Here is a 15,518-nt window from a genome sequence, read left to right on the forward strand (position 1 = left end):
GGAAGTTACTTATTTTCTTCTTTTTCTTTATCGAACCAAAGTAGTTCTTGGTCGTCCACATCACCATTATAGTTGATTAAGATCTCTTCTCCAGCTTTTATATCTTTGTAGGCATAGAAATCAAACGTATGGTTCTGAAAGTTAATATCATAGGTGGCATTTGGATTATAGGAATGGTTAAACAGCATGCCATATCCTAATAGGAAGGCAGTGTGGTTTTTGCCATACTCAAACGCATAATCAGCCAGTAATGTTTTTTCAATATGGACATGTTCCCTATTGGGATAGGGAATGACTGGAGCTTCATGAATAAGTGTTCCTTTTGCAATATCAACCGTCGCAAATACCCCTCGATTGAATTCTCCATCACTTAAGGGAGATTTTTTAATTTCTAAGATAATAATCACCTGCTATTTCTTTTTGAAGTACTTTAATATTGCCGTTTTTTTAAAAATAAAGCAACTTATTTAACCAATTTAGAGAAATAGTTATTTGCAATTCGCCCTTCGTTTCTTTTTAATATAAAAAGTAATTAAAAAATTTATAAAGTAGGGATTTACATATGAAAGCATTAATATTTAATACATTTGGCGGGCCTGAGGTACTCGAATATACTGAAATCGATAATCCTGTCATTGGTCCAGATGAAATACTTATAAGGATGAAAGCGATCGGATTAAACTTTGCTGATATTTACAGAAGAAAAGGAAACTATCATCTAGCTGGTAAACCTCCATTCATTTTAGGATATGAAGGTGCTGGAATAGTTGAAAGGATGGGTGAAAATGTCCAGGGGATTAACATTGGGGAGCGGATTGCCTTTGCTGATGTTCCCTATGCGAATGCCGAGCTTGTTGCCGTACATAAAGATAAAGCGATTCCATTGCCGGATACGATTTCGTTTAATATGGCAGCATCCGTGTTGCTTCAGGGTTTAACGGCCCATTATTTAACTCGTGACAGCTATGCGGTAAAAAAGAATGATGTAGTCCTTGTCCATGCGGCAGCAGGCGGAGTTGGGCAGCTTCTTGTGCAAATTGTTAAACTGCTCGGAGGCAAGGTAATTGGGTTAACTTCATCACCGGAAAAAGCTGAAGCTGCCAAAGAGGCTGGTGCGGATATTGTTTTTCTTTACAGTGATGATTGGAAAACGAAGGTTCTCGAGAAGACTGAAGGCAGAGGTGTGGATGTTGTCTATGAATCTGTCGGTTCTACACTCCAAAACAGCTTTGATGCAACGCGAATTGGAGGTACAGTTGTTTTTTACGGAATGGCAGGAGGTGACCCAGCACCGGTTGACCCACGAATGCTGATGGATACATCAAAAACCCTGACGGGCGGAGATTTATGGAATGTCCTAAAGTCCCATAAGGAGAGAGTAAATCGCTCGAATGAACTTTTTCGCTGGATGGAGGAAGGAAAGTTAAAGGTTTCAGAACCAAGGACGTTTGAATTAAGTGATGCACAAGAGGCTCACCGTTTCTTAGAAAGCCGCAGAAGCACAGGAAAAATTTTATTAATACCATAATGAAATCAGGCTGCCCTCTTAAAAGGACAGCCATTTTTTCTGGATTTCTATACTTTTAGTGTTGGTGCCGGCAAAACGCTTCGTAAGACGCTTCTTTCTTCTTCACTTAATGGCACTAACGGCAACCGAACCCCGCCAACATGGATTCCATTCATATTTAAGGCTGTTTTTACTGGGGTTGGGTTTGGTGCCGCAAATAAAGCTTTCATAAACGGCAGAAGCTTACGATGTGCCTCAGCTGCCTCCTGAAGGGCACCATTTTTAAAGCTATTAATCATGGCTTGCATTTCATTACCGATAATATGGGAAGCAACAGAAACCACGCCTGCGCCGCCGATGGCTAATACCGGTAAAGTTAAGCCATCGTCACCGCTGTATAAGGTAAAATTATTAGGTGTTTGGCTGATAATTTCGGCCATCGCATCTAAGTTGCCGCTTGCTTCTTTAACGGCCACAATGTTTTTAATGGCTGAAAGACGAACGATTGTCTCAACAGACATATTGACAACACATCGACCAGGAATATTGTATAGCATGACTGGCAAAGAAGTAGATTCGGCTATCGCTTTAAAGTGTTGATACATCCCTTCTTGAGAAGGTTTGTTATAATATGGTGCAACAAGCATGATGCCGTCAACACCTGCTTCCTCCGCAAGCTTGGTTAAGCTGATTGAAGCTCTTGTGTTATTCGATCCCGTTCCCGCAATGACTGGAACTCTACCATTAGCCTCACGAACCACAAACTTAAATAATTCAACTTTTTCTTCAGTAGTTAAAGTAGGGGATTCCCCAGTTGTACCAGAAACAACTAATCCATCAGTCCCATTAGCAATCAAGTAATTTACTAAATTTTTCGTCGCATTAAAATCTACCTCACCATTTTGATCAAATGGCGTAACCATAGCGGTTAAAAGTTGGCCAAAATTCATCATACTCACCCTTTATATAAATTTTTAAAAAAATTTGAGGGGTAAGGCCGACGCGCAAAAAAGCAGCACCGAGGAAATCTCGATGCTGCAATAGAAACGTAAATAATAACAAGTTCCTATGCGTGAGATAGCCCTCCATATAGATTCCTATATGACAGTTCTGTATTTATTCAATAGCAGAACCAGCTTCAAGTCCAATGAGATTCTTTGAAGCTTCGGCAAATTCCCCTTTCCACAATTGTCTATGGACCTCATTATCCTCTAATTGTGTACTAATGGTCTTTGCGCCTCTATCCTCACTTCAAAAGGTTTGAAGTAAGAAAATATTTAATTTATTGTAATATAACAGAAATTTCCCATTGTTTCAAGGAAAATGGATAATTTTTATATGACTAGAAAACATAATAGATAAAAAGGGAAAAACCGGTGATGAATTTGCAAAACTTAATGAAAATATTACTCCCTAGACAGTTATTCCTGCTTTTAATTATAATAGGATGGATCTATTAATACAGGAGATAAATGGTTTCGTAAGCATCCGAAAGATTATCAGAAATTACAAAGGAACAAAAACTTTTATTTAGATCATGACTCTTTAACGAACAATGAGGTAAAAGTAGAAGTGCTTCATTTTAATGCCTTTAAATATGAGGACAGTATGGATTAGTGACTTATTACAATTTGGAAAGGATTTGTTGGAAAAGTGGCCTATAAAATAAAAAATACGATGATTTCAGAATCAGATATTAAACAAAGAGTAAAGAAACTTGCAGAGGAAATTGAAGCAGATTTTAACCATGAACCCATTATTCTAATCATCGTTTTGAAAGGTTCATTTGTCTTCGCTGCAGACCTAATCCGTGAAATGAAGGGGGATATTAAAGTCGATTTTATCTCGGTTTCCAGCTACGGTGATGATACAGAAACTACCGGGAAAGTAAGGCTTTTGAAGGATCTGGATGCGAATATTACCAATCAGAATGTCGTAGTGATAGAGGATATCATTGATAGCGGGCTCACTCTCAATTTCCTCAGTGAACATTTGAAATCCCATAAACCTAAAAAAATCAAGATTTGTACTCTTCTAGACAAACCTGAACGAAGAAGGGTTGAACTGCCTGTCGATTATGTTGGTTTTGTCATACCGGATGAATTCATTGTCGGCTATGGAATCGACTACGCCCAAATGTATCGAAATTTACCGTATATTGCAACGGTAGAAGAATGTTAAAAATATTGCGTGAAAACGGCATTCACTCCAAGGAAAAAGTGAATGCCGTTTCTTTACTAACAGTTGGTTCTTCCTCAGGGCTGGTCAATTTCAATAGGTGACGAACCGCGTAAGCAAAACCATTTTCATCATTTGTTTTTGTGATGATATCCGCTTTTTGTTGAACATGAAGCGGAGCATTGCCCATCGCTATAGAAGTGTTAGCTACTTCAAATTGGGTAAGGTCATTGCCGCCATCACCAAATGCGATAATTTCATCAAAGGAGATATTCATCATTTTTTGGTAACGCAGTAAAGCTTTCCCTTTATGTGCTTCACTTGAAGTAATTTCCACATTATTTGGAAATGAGGAGGCCAGCGAAATATCGAATTTATCGACCAAGGCTGTTTTGACGGCTTCTACTTTATCCAATTGATCAAAGTGAGTTAACGCGATAAGTTTATAGATTTTTAGATTCTCTTTCATCAAAATTTCATCATAATTGAATTCATGAAAAAGAACATCCAGTTCATCTCTCGATTTACCATGTAAGGGAGGGAGAGTGGAAGGGAATCCACCGTAATTCGTATACACAAGAATTCCTACTCCCAATTCCTTTAAAATCGAAAATATTTCTTTATAAACGGAAATCGAAAGGGTAGCCTCATAAAGCAATTCTCTCTTACTAGAATATAAATTGGACCCATTGATGCAAAAAATAGGCACCTCCATATTTTGCACGGCTTTCAATTTGATGACATCAGCATATGCCCGGCCAGTGTTTAATATGACGCAGTGTCCCTGTTGCTGCAATTCGTTTAAGGTTTCGACATTTTCATTAGAAATTTCCTGCTCAGAGTTTAACAAAGTACCATCTAGATCTATGGATAAACATTTCATAGTTCAATATGTTCCTTTCTACTGTTTCTTAACATTACTATACCAGATTAATCGGCATAGCAGATTGTAAAGTTTTATATTAAATAATGGTACAATACAAAAAAAGGGGTGCGAAAATGAATATAAATAATATACTAGTCGTCAGCCCAATGTTTAAAGAGCTGAAGGCGTTATTAGAAAAAGAAAAACTACATAATAATTTTCTTTTTAAATCCGAAGAAGAGATGTCTCAGGAGGATTTAGGCTGGGCGGATGCCTTGGTAACTTTTAATTTAAAATCGGAATATAATTACAGTCATGTAAAATGGGTCCACTCCCTTGGAGCGGGGGTCGACCGTTTTTTATATCAAAAAGACTGGAATGAAGAGGTATTGTTAACTAGGACGATTTGTTCATTTGGACAAAGAATTGCTGAATATTGTTTGAGCTATATTCTAAAAGATTTGCAGTTTCACGATGAATTTCAAGGATTAAAACAGCAAAAAAAGTGGCTGCCAAAGACACCGAAATTATTAAATGAACAAAAAGTCATGATCTATGGAACAGGTGAGATTGGTCAGACTACAGCGAAAATATTATCTGGATTAGGTATGGAAGTATATGGCGTTTCCTTAAATGGAAGAGCTAAAGAAGATTTCAAAGAGGTCCTGACAGTCGATTCTCATTTTTCACATCTTAGGGAGACGAATTATATCATCAATACCCTACCTTTGACAGAACAAACGGCTGCTTTCTTTGATGAACCTATTTTTACACAATTATCCAATGCGGGTTTTATAAATGTAGGGAGAGGGGCATCAATTCGTGAGGAGGCTCTGCTTGAAGCAATAGATAATTACCATGTCAGCTTCGCAGTTCTTGATGTCTTCGCAGAAGAGCCGCTCCCGAAGGATAACCCACTATGGGATCATCCAAGAGTTTATATCACACCCCATATATCGGCGGTTACCACACCCGATGAAGGCGTTGCGTGTTTTCTTGAAACGTTAAAAAATCTCGAAGAAAATAAACCATTGCATAATAAAGTTGATTGTAAACGTGGTTATTAAAAATTATTTTCGATTTTTCAAAGAATTATATGGTTGTCCTATACCAAAAATTATAATCCTCATATAATGTTTTTACAACGTTGTATGGATTGGAGGTGACAATAATGGACGATCAAGAACCAGACCAATTTCAGGATGAAGTATATGAACCGATTGGATTAGTCGTAAATTCTGTATTTTTTGTCATGTCCATTGTCATAATAGGTATCGATTTTATTATGGGTAAGTAGTGGTATATATAAATTAAACAGCTCCAGTTCCGTAAGCGGCTGGGGTTTTTTTATGTTATTTTAAAATATTTTTTTGTGTAGAGTGTTTGTCAGAGAGCCGTTATACATAAAATTCCGACATTATTTGTCAATTCTAGTGTTTTAGAGCCCAAATGTGTCGATGAAAAATCTGTCAGTATTCACAATGCTGTAACAAGTCTTTCGAGATAATGGAAAAATTCGGAGATAATAGAAGTAGATAGAAAATGAAAAAAACAAGAGGTGGAGGGAAATGGAAAAGAAAAAGTGGATTGCGATGTTATTGGCAGGAGGAAGGGGGACGAGATTAGAGCAGTTAACAAATAATATCGTCAAACCAGCAGTGCCATTTGGCGGAAAATACCGGATTATTGATTTCAGTTTAAGTAATTGTAAAAATTCAGGAATTGAAACAATAGGAATTTTAACACAATACCGTCCCCTAGCCCTGCATTCTCACTTAGGGAACAGTCAGCTATGGAGCTTATATAATCGGGATGGCGGTTTAACAATACTTCCGCCATATCAACGGAATGATACTGGAATTGAATGGTATGCAGGCACTTCTCATGCCGTCTTTCAAAATATTGAATTTATTGACCAATATAACCCGGATTATGTTCTAATTCTTTCTGCTGACCAAGTCTATAAAATGGATTACTCAATCATGCTTGAGCAGCATATTGAAACTGAAGCGGATTGTACCATTGCCGTAGTCGAGGTTCCATGGAAAGAGGCAAGCAGCTTCGGACTAACCAAGATCACTAAGTCGACAAATAAAATTAGGGATTTTGAGGAAAAACCAGCAAATCCAACTTCGAATTTAGCATCGATGGGAATTTATATTTTTAATTGGCCGATATTAAAGGAATATTTAATTCAGGATGAGAAAAAAGAATACTCTTCTAGGGATTTTGGCAAGGATTTTATACCAACGATGCTGACTGATGGGTTGCAGCTGTATGTTTACCAATTTAATAACTATTGGAAGGATGTAGGTACTGTCCATAGTTATTGGCAAGCTAACTTAGACCTATGAAAAAAATGTTCCGCCTTTATATTTAGCCGAAAGTGCCAAGGTGTACCATAGTATATTAAGCGAGGGCTGTGAACTGTCTGGGAGCATTGAAAAGTCTGTAATATTTAGCGGAGTAAAGATAGCAAAAGGTGCTTCTATAAAAAACTCTGTTATTTTACCAGGTACGATTGTAGAAGAAAATGTATGGATCGAAAATGCCGTCATCGGAAGCAATTCCGTAATTAAAAATGGTGTGATTATGGTCTCGACGAACCCTGAAGAGCATTTAATGCTGGTTGGCAATCATAAAACAATCGATCCAACGATACAAGAGACGAAATTAATGAACAAGTCAAATTCAGTTTTATCCTAAAAATCGCAATGAAAAAGGGTAACCCTATTAAATTTAATAGGATTACCCTTTTTCATTATTGGTTTTTTTTGTTTTCTCTTGCTGCTTGTTTCCGAGCTTTCTTACTTAGACCTGACTCGGATCCAAATTCGGTATCGCTCCCACCCGTGTGCGGCTGCTTTCGATTATTATTACGATTTGTCATAGTGATTGTGTCTCCTTTCATTATGTACGTTTGCTATTAAGCTTGCTCCAATGCTATGAAGGAGCCTTTAATATCATGCTGTTTTTTTATAAAAGTTATTCGTGGGAAAGAAGGCAATAAATTAGAACTAAAAGGGAAAATCCGTTAATCTATAAAAGTGTATTTTAAAAATAGGGGGATGGATGTATGGCGATATCGGAAAAAAAGCATTCCACGATTGTGGCACTTTTACTTGCAGGAACTTTCATTGCGATATTAAATCAGACATTAATGATTACAGCAATTCCTCCGATTATGGATGAAATGAACGTAACTGCTAACAGCGCACAATGGCTTACAACGGTTTTTATGTTGGTAAACGGGATTATGATTCCCATTAGTGCCTTTTTATTAGAAAGGTTTACAACCAGACAACTGTTTATTTCTGCGATGAGCATATTTGCTTTTGGGACCCTTGTAGGCGGGTTTGCTCCAAATTTTGAATTTCTATTACTTGGAAGGGTCATCCAGTCGAGGATGCTGAACTTCCATTGGCGGAAGCGCTATGGACTAATCAAAAAGGAAAGGACGTCTTTCTGTCATTGCCTACGTGTCGCTTTGGCACTAAATAGCCCGATAACTATGGTCTGTCCAGCTGACGCCTAATTCCGTAGGTTCCTTTTCCATTTGCGGCAAGCCGCCGTGCTAAACGAGATGAAGACTTTTATTACGGGGCAAGGGTGTTAGAGAAGGAGGGTTAAATATCTAATAGCATAGTACTATATTTGCATATATTGGAAAAATATTATTATATTCATCAAAGGAAGCCTGTTCAATCTGCCTATATTATATATTTAAAAACGAGGAGGTTAGCTTAACAAGGGATTTCATTCTGATAGCTATAATAAGTAATAGCATTGCTTGATTTATAGAGGAGGAGATTTGTAGAAATAAGAAAAATGCGATAAATGCTATTTCACAGTTTCTGTACTGCCAATTGGAACATTAGAGTTACTTATCATCATATTGGTAAGTCATTTACTTCATATGCCACTCGGATTCCTGATTCAATTGCTCCTTGTATCCAACCATGGGTACGAGATGTATGTTCACCAGCAAAGTGCACTCTACCCTCAGCGGTAGGAATATAAGGATAAAGCTCCAATTCCTGTCCAGGCTCAAAAGCCGTAAAAGCTCCGCAAGAATATGGATTCTTACTCCAGCTAAAGGAAGCCCCTGAAACGAACTCCGAATAGACCTGATCTCCATAGATTTCTGCCAGGTTCATTAAAGCAAATTGGATACACTCTTTTTCAGAAAGGCTTTCTAATGTTAAGGCCTCATCTGCCCATGTATAGCTCGCTATCACGATTGCAGGTCCATTTGTACCAATTCCATAACTTGGATAATACGTAAATCGAATCGGCAGTTCCGTTATCGATTTACCACCAAGCTGGCCTTCTTTTTCCCAAAACCTACTTTTAAACTCGATTGCGATTTTTGTTGCGGCCAGATAATTAAGTTCGCGAATTGCTACCCTTTTATAATAGGAAAAAGAATTGTATGGCTCGATTTTCACAAACCGTAAGGTTGAAAAAGGGATGGTCACTATAGCAAGATCACCAGTTATCGTAAAATTCTCAGCGGTTTGTTGGTTTATACAATGAATCGTTACAAGGTTTTGATATTGGGAAATTTTCATCATTTTTTTATTGAACAAAATATTCTCTTTTAATCGCGGTAAAAATGCCTTTGGCAATTGGTCCATGCCGCCAGTTATTTCATAGAATCTCTTTGTTAATGTTAAGACTATGAATTCTCGTAATACTTCAATAAAGGACATCCCCATAAATGCTTCCAAATCAAGAAGCACACCAATCATATCAATTGCACCAATTGAAAAATAATAGTTTAAGAAAGAACCTAACGATATATTTCTATATTGTTTTTCTATAATAGGCCAATTCCTTACCGGATCTTGGTTTATAAAATTGGTAATTGGTTGTATGACAGAAAGCAAAAGTTCTTCAGACGATTTCCCTCTTTCATTTGGAGCAACTGGATATTTTAAAATACTTGGTTTACTTTCATATACATCAAGACGCGTTTTAATGCCATTTGCGTATATAATGTCTCTTGGAGTCCGGTTAATGAACAGATTTGTAGGTAACTTAAATTTTTTAATATATTCCAAGGTTAAATAATGTTTATCAGGAATTCGCATTGGTCCGGCATTAAAATATAACTTATCACTAAAGGGGGCTCGCATAGTGTAAACACGTCCTCCAACTCTATCGTTCGCTTCTAGGATGGTGACTTTATGTCCGGTTTCCTTTAATAGGGATGCTGCGACGAGTCCAGCCATGCCTGCACCGATAATTAAAATATGTTTAGTATATTGAGAGGTTTTTAGACCCTTTCTAATGATTGTGAGCATTTGGTTATCTGTTAATTGAAAATTCATCGTATAAGGCATCCTCCCTTCCTTTTCCATAAAATGGCTTGCTTCATTATATACAGTAATAAGGATGCCTATGTGCTTTTTTCCTGTTTTGTATAAAGACTTTACTCTAGGGATACAAAACATAAAGCAAGCTAGCCAGTAAAGCTTTCAACCTTTAGAAATGGGAGAAGTACCAGCTTTAAAAAAGGCTGACCGATAACGATCTTTATCCTACGCTGTTCGATATTCTTGAGGAGGTAAGGATTTGGATTTTTACATAGATTTGGTCTTTCCAGCAGAGTTCTTCATCCTTCTCCCAACCAGGTCAGGGGAGAGGGACGTCAGATGTTTGATGCTTTTTAAGGATAGCGTTGTATTTATCTGAATGCGCGGCTACAAATAGGGCCAGCAGGATAATCCGGGTTCGGTCCAGGTGAGTGGCCTGAAAATCCTACATACTCCTTTTAAATAACTGGATAGCTTACTGAAGATCGAAAACACATTATTCATCCCATTTTTGTACAAAGTATATTGACGTCAGTTGGTAAAAATGCCAGTTGGATATAAAAGAACCGCGGTTCTTTTTATTTGTTAATTTTAACGAAAATCATTGACGTCACTTAGACGTCACCTACAGTAGCAGGATTCATCCTGCTTTTTTGCTTCAGCAGGAATTTTCCCATCAATCAATAAATCCTACGTCTAGGGGTAAAATATAGGACTTGGATTGACCCCCACAATCCCAATTTTTTAATTACTTAATGTTTTCACCAATACTTGTATATGCTAAAATGAAATCAACCTTATTTTTGGAAAATTCTACTACAATTGACTCCGATTCTTAATCGGGGTCTTTTGTATTTTGCAAAAAACACAAAAAAGCCGGGGGCTTTAAACTGGAGATCCGTGCGGCGACTGACACCGAACTGCCCCCAGACTAACCCGCCGGCCGACATGACTTGTTACCGGGCATAGGGGACGATTATGTCGTCAGCAGTGGCAGTATGAAGGACGAGCGTGGCTTCTTCACCCGCGATGAGTTTGGCGCTGTCTTGGGGGTCGACCTAGGCGGCCGGTCGTACAAACGGACTCGGACGACCTCTGAGTAAAGCACGGTGGGGTTCCTTTAATTGTCATCTCACAAAGCGCGGATCAGCCGATCATTGCCGGATAAGTAGCCAATCTCGGAGCACTATCTACATATCATCAATTACTCTAACTGGATTATCATCACTAACATAATCGACTAAAGTATTTGGGAATAAGTTAAGTCGATTTCTATCTTGACCTAGAATAAATGGCATATTAACATCTCCTTTATTAAAGTAATTAGACATTAACATCAATTTTCATCTAACACGTTATAATATTTATGGATTGTTAGACAAACTCACGTACGGTTTGATGAGGGGGGAACTGAAACTAAAAGAGATAGCGTAAGCTATCCCTTTAAAATCAGTTCTCTACTCTACTCAATTATGTGATACAAAAAAAGCCCTGAAGCTTCGCCAACTATAGTCATAATTAATCCATTCCGTTACTTCCTATTTTATTATTCTGCTGATTGTTAGCCAGACAGCCTTAAGGCTGTGATATTTTCTTTAGAAACCATGACTTTATAGAAATTTGTAAAAACAAAATTGAACTTTCTCGGGTGGTAGCACTACTGACTGGTCAGAAAGGGATAAACGTATTTCTGTAATTCTGTACGTTTGATTTGGTACTAAATGTACCGATAACACAAAAAAAGAAGTCCTGGGGCTCCTTCAATTGCTTTTTTTAGCAACTTCTTTCGCATAGTCTAATTGTTTATTCTAAATTGAATGATACTGGATGTTTTTCTGATGTACATCCTTATTGATTGCATGGCCTTCATGTGGATATATTTTATTTTTCTTTTCCTTGGTATGGGACAAACTTGGATCAGGGAAGGATAGGGGTAAGGAGGCGATTAATAAATGGCTACATTCGAAGTTCTGTCCTTGATGCTTAGTTTTGGCATGTTTGTAATCGCTGTATTGAAATTTCATGATAAAGATAAGAATTCTTGAACACGCTGTAAAAGGCGTGTTATTTTTTTGCCCTAATTTAAACATTAGAAAAGGCTTATCTTGAGATCCCCAATCCGCTTTCAGCCCCGTGCTCCTGAATGTATAATGAACGATTATTTAACGTTAAAGAACGAGTGTATTACTTAAAAAGCCAACACAAAAAGTCGGTTACTTCTGTACAGAGATCGACTTTTTTAGGTTACATACTTGATCACCAGAATTTATCTGTGTTTGACCATAAATCATCCTTTGGAGCTTCCTTTGGAATGATTTTATAATTGAAATCAGGTGGTAAACTATTCTTGATTCCCACTATAAATGCTTCGGCAGCTTTTTCATCTTCAAAAGTCACTTCTTTTTCTCCAAAGATTGTGTTTTGAAACCCAATTTCCTGTCTATTTCGATCAAAGGCTTTAACAATAAATTTCATGCTTCTCCTCCATTTTAATTTAATAATCTTTAGTGAACTTAGTTATGCTAGGTAAACCATCTCCTTGAGGATGGCTCCAAAAAACGACATTTATTTTCTACCATATATATCTATGCCGGAAAAAATAAAATTGGGAAAAAAACCATCTAGACCTTTAGGATCAAAATAAAGTAAAGGAAGGTGTTACCTTAATCGGTAGCACCCCCATTTTTGATGTTGGTAAAGAACGTTTCAAAGATGAAATGGATTATTCCGCTTCTGAATGGGCTGTAGTTGAAGTGTCTCTGCACTCCCAGCATTCCGCTCGATTCCTCTCCATAATTGCTAATTCCTCTCCGCATGAAATGCAATTATCCATTAGCAATCCTCCCTTTTCGTGTATTTTATTTATTTAACGTCAACCTTATTCATTTAAATATAACACGAAATATTCTGAAAAAAAGAACAAACACATGTTATTTTAATTACTTAAATTGCACCAATATCACAAGAGTTTGTTTAATTTTTTCGCTTCATTAAACTGGCCTATAACTGATCAGCGAGCTAGATCCCAAGAAAAAAGATTAGCCAAAAAAAATTTAGATTATTATCATCCAACAACATATTCATTATGGTATTTTAACCATCCAGGGGAGGCAGGACTCTGCCCACCGCAATGGTATGGACATGGATTAGTTGATGGTTATAAAAACCATTGTTTTATCAACCAAGTCAACAAGATTGTCCAAATGTATTTAATGGATAAATTTAGAATTTATATCTATTCGTGAAAGCTAACAGAGGCTTTTATTAAACAAGGTAAGCCAACACCAAGCCGGGAAGATTTAGACATCACCAAGCGTCTTGCAGAAGCAGGGAGAATATTAGGCATTGAGGTCCTTGACCATGTGATTGTCAGCCATACCGGGAAGCATGTGAGCTTAAAGGAGAACGGTTATCTATTAAAATACCAAGATAGCAAAGGGGAGACTTCCCCTTTGCTTGAAGGGAAATATATACATGGTTATCGTATCAGAATTTTACAAAGATGAGGCAGAAGCAATTGAAAAGGCTGGCCTAAAAGATGAAATTGAATATTATGTAATGGAATATGGTTTAAGCCGAAGAAAATCTATATCCTGCCATTTATGGAGGCAATGAACGAAAAATATAAACCTACAAAAAATACGATGATTTTATCCGTGTCAAACTGAAATCGAAAAAACATCGGCAGAATCAGCGCCGATGTTTGTGCACGGATGGAAAAAAAACATCCGTTTTTTCTTGATTATATGACGCAGGCGTCGAGCCTGCTTGACGGTTGCAGTCGCAACCATTTGAAAGATGAATCGGGAAGAAAGGAAACGATTTGCCATGGAAAATCGTCTTTTCTCATTAATAATTGATTTAGTACAGAAAGGGGTACCGCCAGTAAATCGGAAAAAAACCCTGTTAATTTATATTTCATCTACTCGCCAAGAATCGTTTGTTTTCTTAAGGTGACGGCGAACTCTCTTATCTAATTCTGGCGCATATTGATGGGCTCAACCTATTATCGTGGTGTGGGAAATGGATAAGCCACGCTCCTCCATTATTTCTACGAGGTCAAGAAAGCTTAAATTGTACCGGAGGTACCATCTTACTACGTAAGAAAACCAAAAGGAAATGGAAAAAAGAATAATAATAAATATACCTGAAGACCATATTGGATGTTTTTTGATAAAATTATTCAACCAATTCATCAGTCGCACCATTTTTAACTTTATTTACTCATTTTCCATTGGAATGCTGTTGCAAACTCCTCAACCGCTGGAGTCAATATTTCAACCTTAGAGGCTGCGAGAACAACATCAACCATTGGTTCTTTATCATTTGGAACAAACTTCGCAACATCTACAGTATATTGAAAAACTCTTTTGTCTCCAATCATTACACCCATTGTTACAGTTTTTGCACCTTTAATATCAGCTTGTTGAATAAAGTCATATGTCTGGTTAAGAACGTGCGAAGCTGCTTGACCGTCTGAAAGTTCTTTACTCATAAAAACAACTACATTTATATGTTTCGTTGTATTACGAGAGTCTGTGACTTCTACATCTTTGGCATATTCGAAAACAGAGGTATCGATCGATGGTGATTCTTTCTTTGCTTCTTCTTTTTTTGGCTCTTCAATTTTTGTTTTTTCTGTAGTTGTCGTTTCTTTAGCCGTCTCTTTTTTATCGTTTTTTTGGCTTTCTGTAACCTTTTCTTTTTCGTTTACCGTTTTATCTGTCTCCTTAGAACTACAACCAACCAATAAACCTATGATTAGCAAAAAACTTAGAAATACTTTCATTCATTAATTCCCCTTAATTTTTGATAGAAAAATACTACTTTTATACTAAAATTGTATCATTAATTTACAAGTAAATAGTCTAATTTTTCTACAAAACAACTCTGCATTTAGTTAGATAACTAAGCTGATTGGATTCATCTGCTATTATAATAATAAAAAAGCCTCAGTTGGAACTGAGACCCGGGTGCACTGCAAAACATAATGCTTTGTTACGACAACTTTTTTAATTTTCTTTTGTTATTCTCCATACTCCATCGATCTTTTTAACTGTGTAAGTAAAACTGTATTGGTGAGTGGTTTGTTCCCACCCCTCCTTAGCCGTAATCGTTCCTATTTAAATAACACTTTTTTTCTTTGGAGTAGCATTGAGTTCATCGATTATATTGATCACATCTGTGTACCCTTCTTCGAATTGATCTTAAGGGTGTTTTTCTTGCCAGCTGGTAACCCATGTATTATAAGCCGGCAAATAATATTACTAGCCGGGAAGGAAGTCTTTTGATAGGGGAAAACGTCTTTAAACATTTTTGCTCGTTTATTAAAAAAAGGTATTGACCATTCTTTTAACCTCCTGTAATATAGGAGAAGTCGTCAGCGAGACGATGAAAGAAAAACAAAAAAAGTTGTTGATATTAACAACTTGGAATGTTACATTATAAAAGTCGCTTTTGAGCGATGGCGAAATTGTTCTTTGAAAACTAAACAAACAAAAACGTCAACAAACAATAATAATCGTGTTCCTTCTATTATATAGAGAACATGAGCCAACGTAACATTTTTGAGCTAATCAACTTTCTAGGAGAGTTTGATCCTGGCTCAGGACGAACGCTGGCGGCGTGCCTAATACATGCAAGTCGAGCG

General features: G+C 37.1%; 13 protein-coding genes, 1 rRNA gene, 4 pseudogenes and 1 riboswitch. Of the genes and pseudogenes, 10 read left to right on the top strand and 8 right to left on the bottom strand.

Annotated features, from left to right (window positions below; genetic code table 11):
* Positions 1 to 5 precede the first annotated feature (5 nt).
* Positions 6 to 398, bottom strand: coding sequence for an SET domain-containing protein (locus tag ACIFOT_RS20525; RefSeq protein WP_430067190.1), 393 nt, complete (start codon positions 396 to 398; stop codon positions 6 to 8).
* A gap of 164 nt (positions 399 to 562) precedes the next feature.
* Between ACIFOT_RS20525 and ACIFOT_RS20530 the strand changes: the two genes are divergently transcribed.
* A complete protein-coding gene (locus ACIFOT_RS20530; protein ID WP_430067177.1) occupies positions 563 to 1,528 on the top strand; it encodes a quinone oxidoreductase family protein in 966 nt (321 codons plus the stop codon).
* Positions 1,529 to 1,575: 47 nt separating this feature from the next.
* Here ACIFOT_RS20530 and dapA read toward each other — a convergent pair whose 3' ends face one another.
* On the bottom strand, positions 1,576 to 2,457 hold the full coding sequence (dapA, locus tag ACIFOT_RS20535) for a 4-hydroxy-tetrahydrodipicolinate synthase (protein ID WP_430067192.1): 882 nt from the start codon (positions 2,455 to 2,457) through the stop codon (positions 1,576 to 1,578).
* A 120-nt stretch (positions 2,458 to 2,577) separates the two neighbouring features.
* A riboswitch (Lysine riboswitch) is annotated at positions 2,578 to 2,758 on the bottom strand.
* Positions 2,759 to 3,184: 426 nt separating this feature from the next.
* On the opposite strand from dapA, the gene hpt reads away from it, so the two are divergent.
* Positions 3,185 to 3,688 carry a hypoxanthine phosphoribosyltransferase gene (gene hpt, locus ACIFOT_RS20540; RefSeq protein ID WP_430067194.1) on the top strand — a complete coding sequence of 168 codons (504 nt, stop codon included), beginning with the start codon at positions 3,185 to 3,187 and terminating at the stop codon, positions 3,686 to 3,688.
* A 22-nt stretch (positions 3,689 to 3,710) separates the two neighbouring features.
* On the opposite strand, the gene ACIFOT_RS20545 is transcribed toward hpt, so the two are convergent.
* A complete protein-coding gene (locus ACIFOT_RS20545; protein ID WP_430067178.1) occupies positions 3,711 to 4,568 on the bottom strand; it encodes a Cof-type HAD-IIB family hydrolase in 858 nt (285 codons plus the stop codon).
* A gap of 116 nt (positions 4,569 to 4,684) precedes the next feature.
* On the opposite strand from ACIFOT_RS20545, the gene ACIFOT_RS20550 reads away from it, so the two are divergent.
* From ACIFOT_RS20550 to ACIFOT_RS20560, 3 genes and pseudogenes are all read left to right on the top strand, one after another.
* Positions 4,685 to 5,617, top strand: coding sequence for a D-2-hydroxyacid dehydrogenase (locus tag ACIFOT_RS20550; protein ID WP_430067179.1), 933 nt, complete (start codon positions 4,685 to 4,687; stop codon positions 5,615 to 5,617).
* A gap of 104 nt (positions 5,618 to 5,721) precedes the next feature.
* Entirely contained in the window at positions 5,722 to 5,847 is a 126-nt protein-coding gene (locus ACIFOT_RS20555) for a hypothetical protein (protein WP_263297743.1), read from the top strand.
* Between the two features lie 271 nt (positions 5,848 to 6,118).
* Positions 6,119 to 7,256 (top strand): annotated as a pseudogene (locus ACIFOT_RS20560) (sugar phosphate nucleotidyltransferase).
* A gap of 55 nt (positions 7,257 to 7,311) precedes the next feature.
* Here the strand turns inward: ACIFOT_RS20560 and ACIFOT_RS20565 are convergent.
* A complete protein-coding gene (locus ACIFOT_RS20565; protein WP_430067180.1) occupies positions 7,312 to 7,440 on the bottom strand; it encodes a hypothetical protein in 129 nt (42 codons plus the stop codon).
* 186 nt (positions 7,441 to 7,626) lie between these two features.
* On the opposite strand from ACIFOT_RS20565, the pseudogene ACIFOT_RS20570 reads away from it, so the two are divergent.
* A pseudogene (locus ACIFOT_RS20570) lies at positions 7,627 to 7,953 on the top strand (MFS transporter); the annotation flags it as partial.
* 487 nt (positions 7,954 to 8,440) lie between these two features.
* Here the strand turns inward: ACIFOT_RS20570 and ACIFOT_RS20575 are convergent.
* Positions 8,441 to 9,883, bottom strand: coding sequence for a flavin monoamine oxidase family protein (locus ACIFOT_RS20575; RefSeq protein ID WP_430067182.1), 1,443 nt, complete (start codon positions 9,881 to 9,883; stop codon positions 8,441 to 8,443).
* A 1,937-nt stretch (positions 9,884 to 11,820) separates the two neighbouring features.
* On the opposite strand from ACIFOT_RS20575, the gene ACIFOT_RS20580 reads away from it, so the two are divergent.
* Positions 11,821 to 11,913, top strand: coding sequence for a putative holin-like toxin (locus tag ACIFOT_RS20580; protein WP_430067183.1), 93 nt, complete (start codon positions 11,821 to 11,823; stop codon positions 11,911 to 11,913).
* A gap of 211 nt (positions 11,914 to 12,124) precedes the next feature.
* Here ACIFOT_RS20580 and ACIFOT_RS20585 read toward each other — a convergent pair whose 3' ends face one another.
* Positions 12,125 to 12,343, bottom strand: coding sequence for a hypothetical protein (locus ACIFOT_RS20585; protein ID WP_430067185.1), 219 nt, complete (start codon positions 12,341 to 12,343; stop codon positions 12,125 to 12,127).
* Between the two features lie 797 nt (positions 12,344 to 13,140).
* Between ACIFOT_RS20585 and ACIFOT_RS20590 the strand changes: the two are divergent.
* Both ACIFOT_RS20590 and ACIFOT_RS20595 read left to right on the top strand, forming a co-directional pair.
* Positions 13,141 to 13,284, top strand: a pseudogene (locus ACIFOT_RS20590) (JAB domain-containing protein); the annotation flags it as partial.
* 58 nt (positions 13,285 to 13,342) lie between these two features.
* Positions 13,343 to 13,483 (top strand): hypothetical protein, encoded by a 141-nt coding sequence (locus ACIFOT_RS20595; RefSeq protein ID WP_430067187.1) that lies wholly within the window; start codon positions 13,343 to 13,345, stop codon positions 13,481 to 13,483.
* A 302-nt stretch (positions 13,484 to 13,785) separates the two neighbouring features.
* Here ACIFOT_RS20595 and ACIFOT_RS20600 read toward each other — a convergent pair.
* Both ACIFOT_RS20600 and ACIFOT_RS20605 read right to left on the bottom strand, forming a co-directional pair.
* Positions 13,786 to 14,013, bottom strand: a pseudogene (locus ACIFOT_RS20600) (hypothetical protein); the annotation flags it as partial.
* 71 nt (positions 14,014 to 14,084) lie between these two features.
* Positions 14,085 to 14,657 (bottom strand): hypothetical protein, encoded by a 573-nt coding sequence (locus ACIFOT_RS20605; RefSeq protein WP_430067189.1) that lies wholly within the window; start codon positions 14,655 to 14,657, stop codon positions 14,085 to 14,087.
* A gap of 793 nt (positions 14,658 to 15,450) precedes the next feature.
* Here ACIFOT_RS20605 and ACIFOT_RS20610 point away from each other — a divergent pair.
* Positions 15,451 to 15,518: ribosomal RNA gene (locus ACIFOT_RS20610) — 16S ribosomal RNA — on the top strand; the annotation flags it as partial.

It is taken from the genome of Neobacillus sp. NRS-1170, from assembly GCF_050468025.1.

Bases quoted from the DNA above. Each gene is read 5' to 3' on its own strand.
- ACIFOT_RS20530 (WP_430067177.1), top strand. From the start codon at position 563: ATGAAAGCATTAATATTTAATACATTTGGCGGGCCTGAGGTACTCGAA.
- dapA (WP_430067192.1), bottom strand. From the start codon at position 2,457: ATGAATTTTGGCCAACTTTTAACCGCTATGGTTACGCCATTTGATCAA.
- hpt (WP_430067194.1), top strand. From the start codon at position 3,185: ATGATTTCAGAATCAGATATTAAACAAAGAGTAAAGAAACTTGCAGAG.
- ACIFOT_RS20545 (WP_430067178.1), bottom strand. From the start codon at position 4,568: ATGAAATGTTTATCCATAGATCTAGATGGTACTTTGTTAAACTCTGAG.
- ACIFOT_RS20550 (WP_430067179.1), top strand. From the start codon at position 4,685: ATGAATATAAATAATATACTAGTCGTCAGCCCAATGTTTAAAGAGCTG.
- ACIFOT_RS20555 (WP_263297743.1), top strand. From the start codon at position 5,722: ATGGACGATCAAGAACCAGACCAATTTCAGGATGAAGTATATGAACCG.
- ACIFOT_RS20565 (WP_430067180.1), bottom strand. From the start codon at position 7,440: ATGACAAATCGTAATAATAATCGAAAGCAGCCGCACACGGGTGGGAGC.
- ACIFOT_RS20575 (WP_430067182.1), bottom strand. From the start codon at position 9,883: ATGAATTTTCAATTAACAGATAACCAAATGCTCACAATCATTAGAAAG.
- ACIFOT_RS20580 (WP_430067183.1), top strand. From the start codon at position 11,821: ATGGCTACATTCGAAGTTCTGTCCTTGATGCTTAGTTTTGGCATGTTT.
- ACIFOT_RS20585 (WP_430067185.1), bottom strand. From the start codon at position 12,343: ATGAAATTTATTGTTAAAGCCTTTGATCGAAATAGACAGGAAATTGGG.
- ACIFOT_RS20595 (WP_430067187.1), top strand. From the start codon at position 13,343: ATGGTTATCGTATCAGAATTTTACAAAGATGAGGCAGAAGCAATTGAA.
- ACIFOT_RS20605 (WP_430067189.1), bottom strand. From the start codon at position 14,657: ATGAAAGTATTTCTAAGTTTTTTGCTAATCATAGGTTTATTGGTTGGT.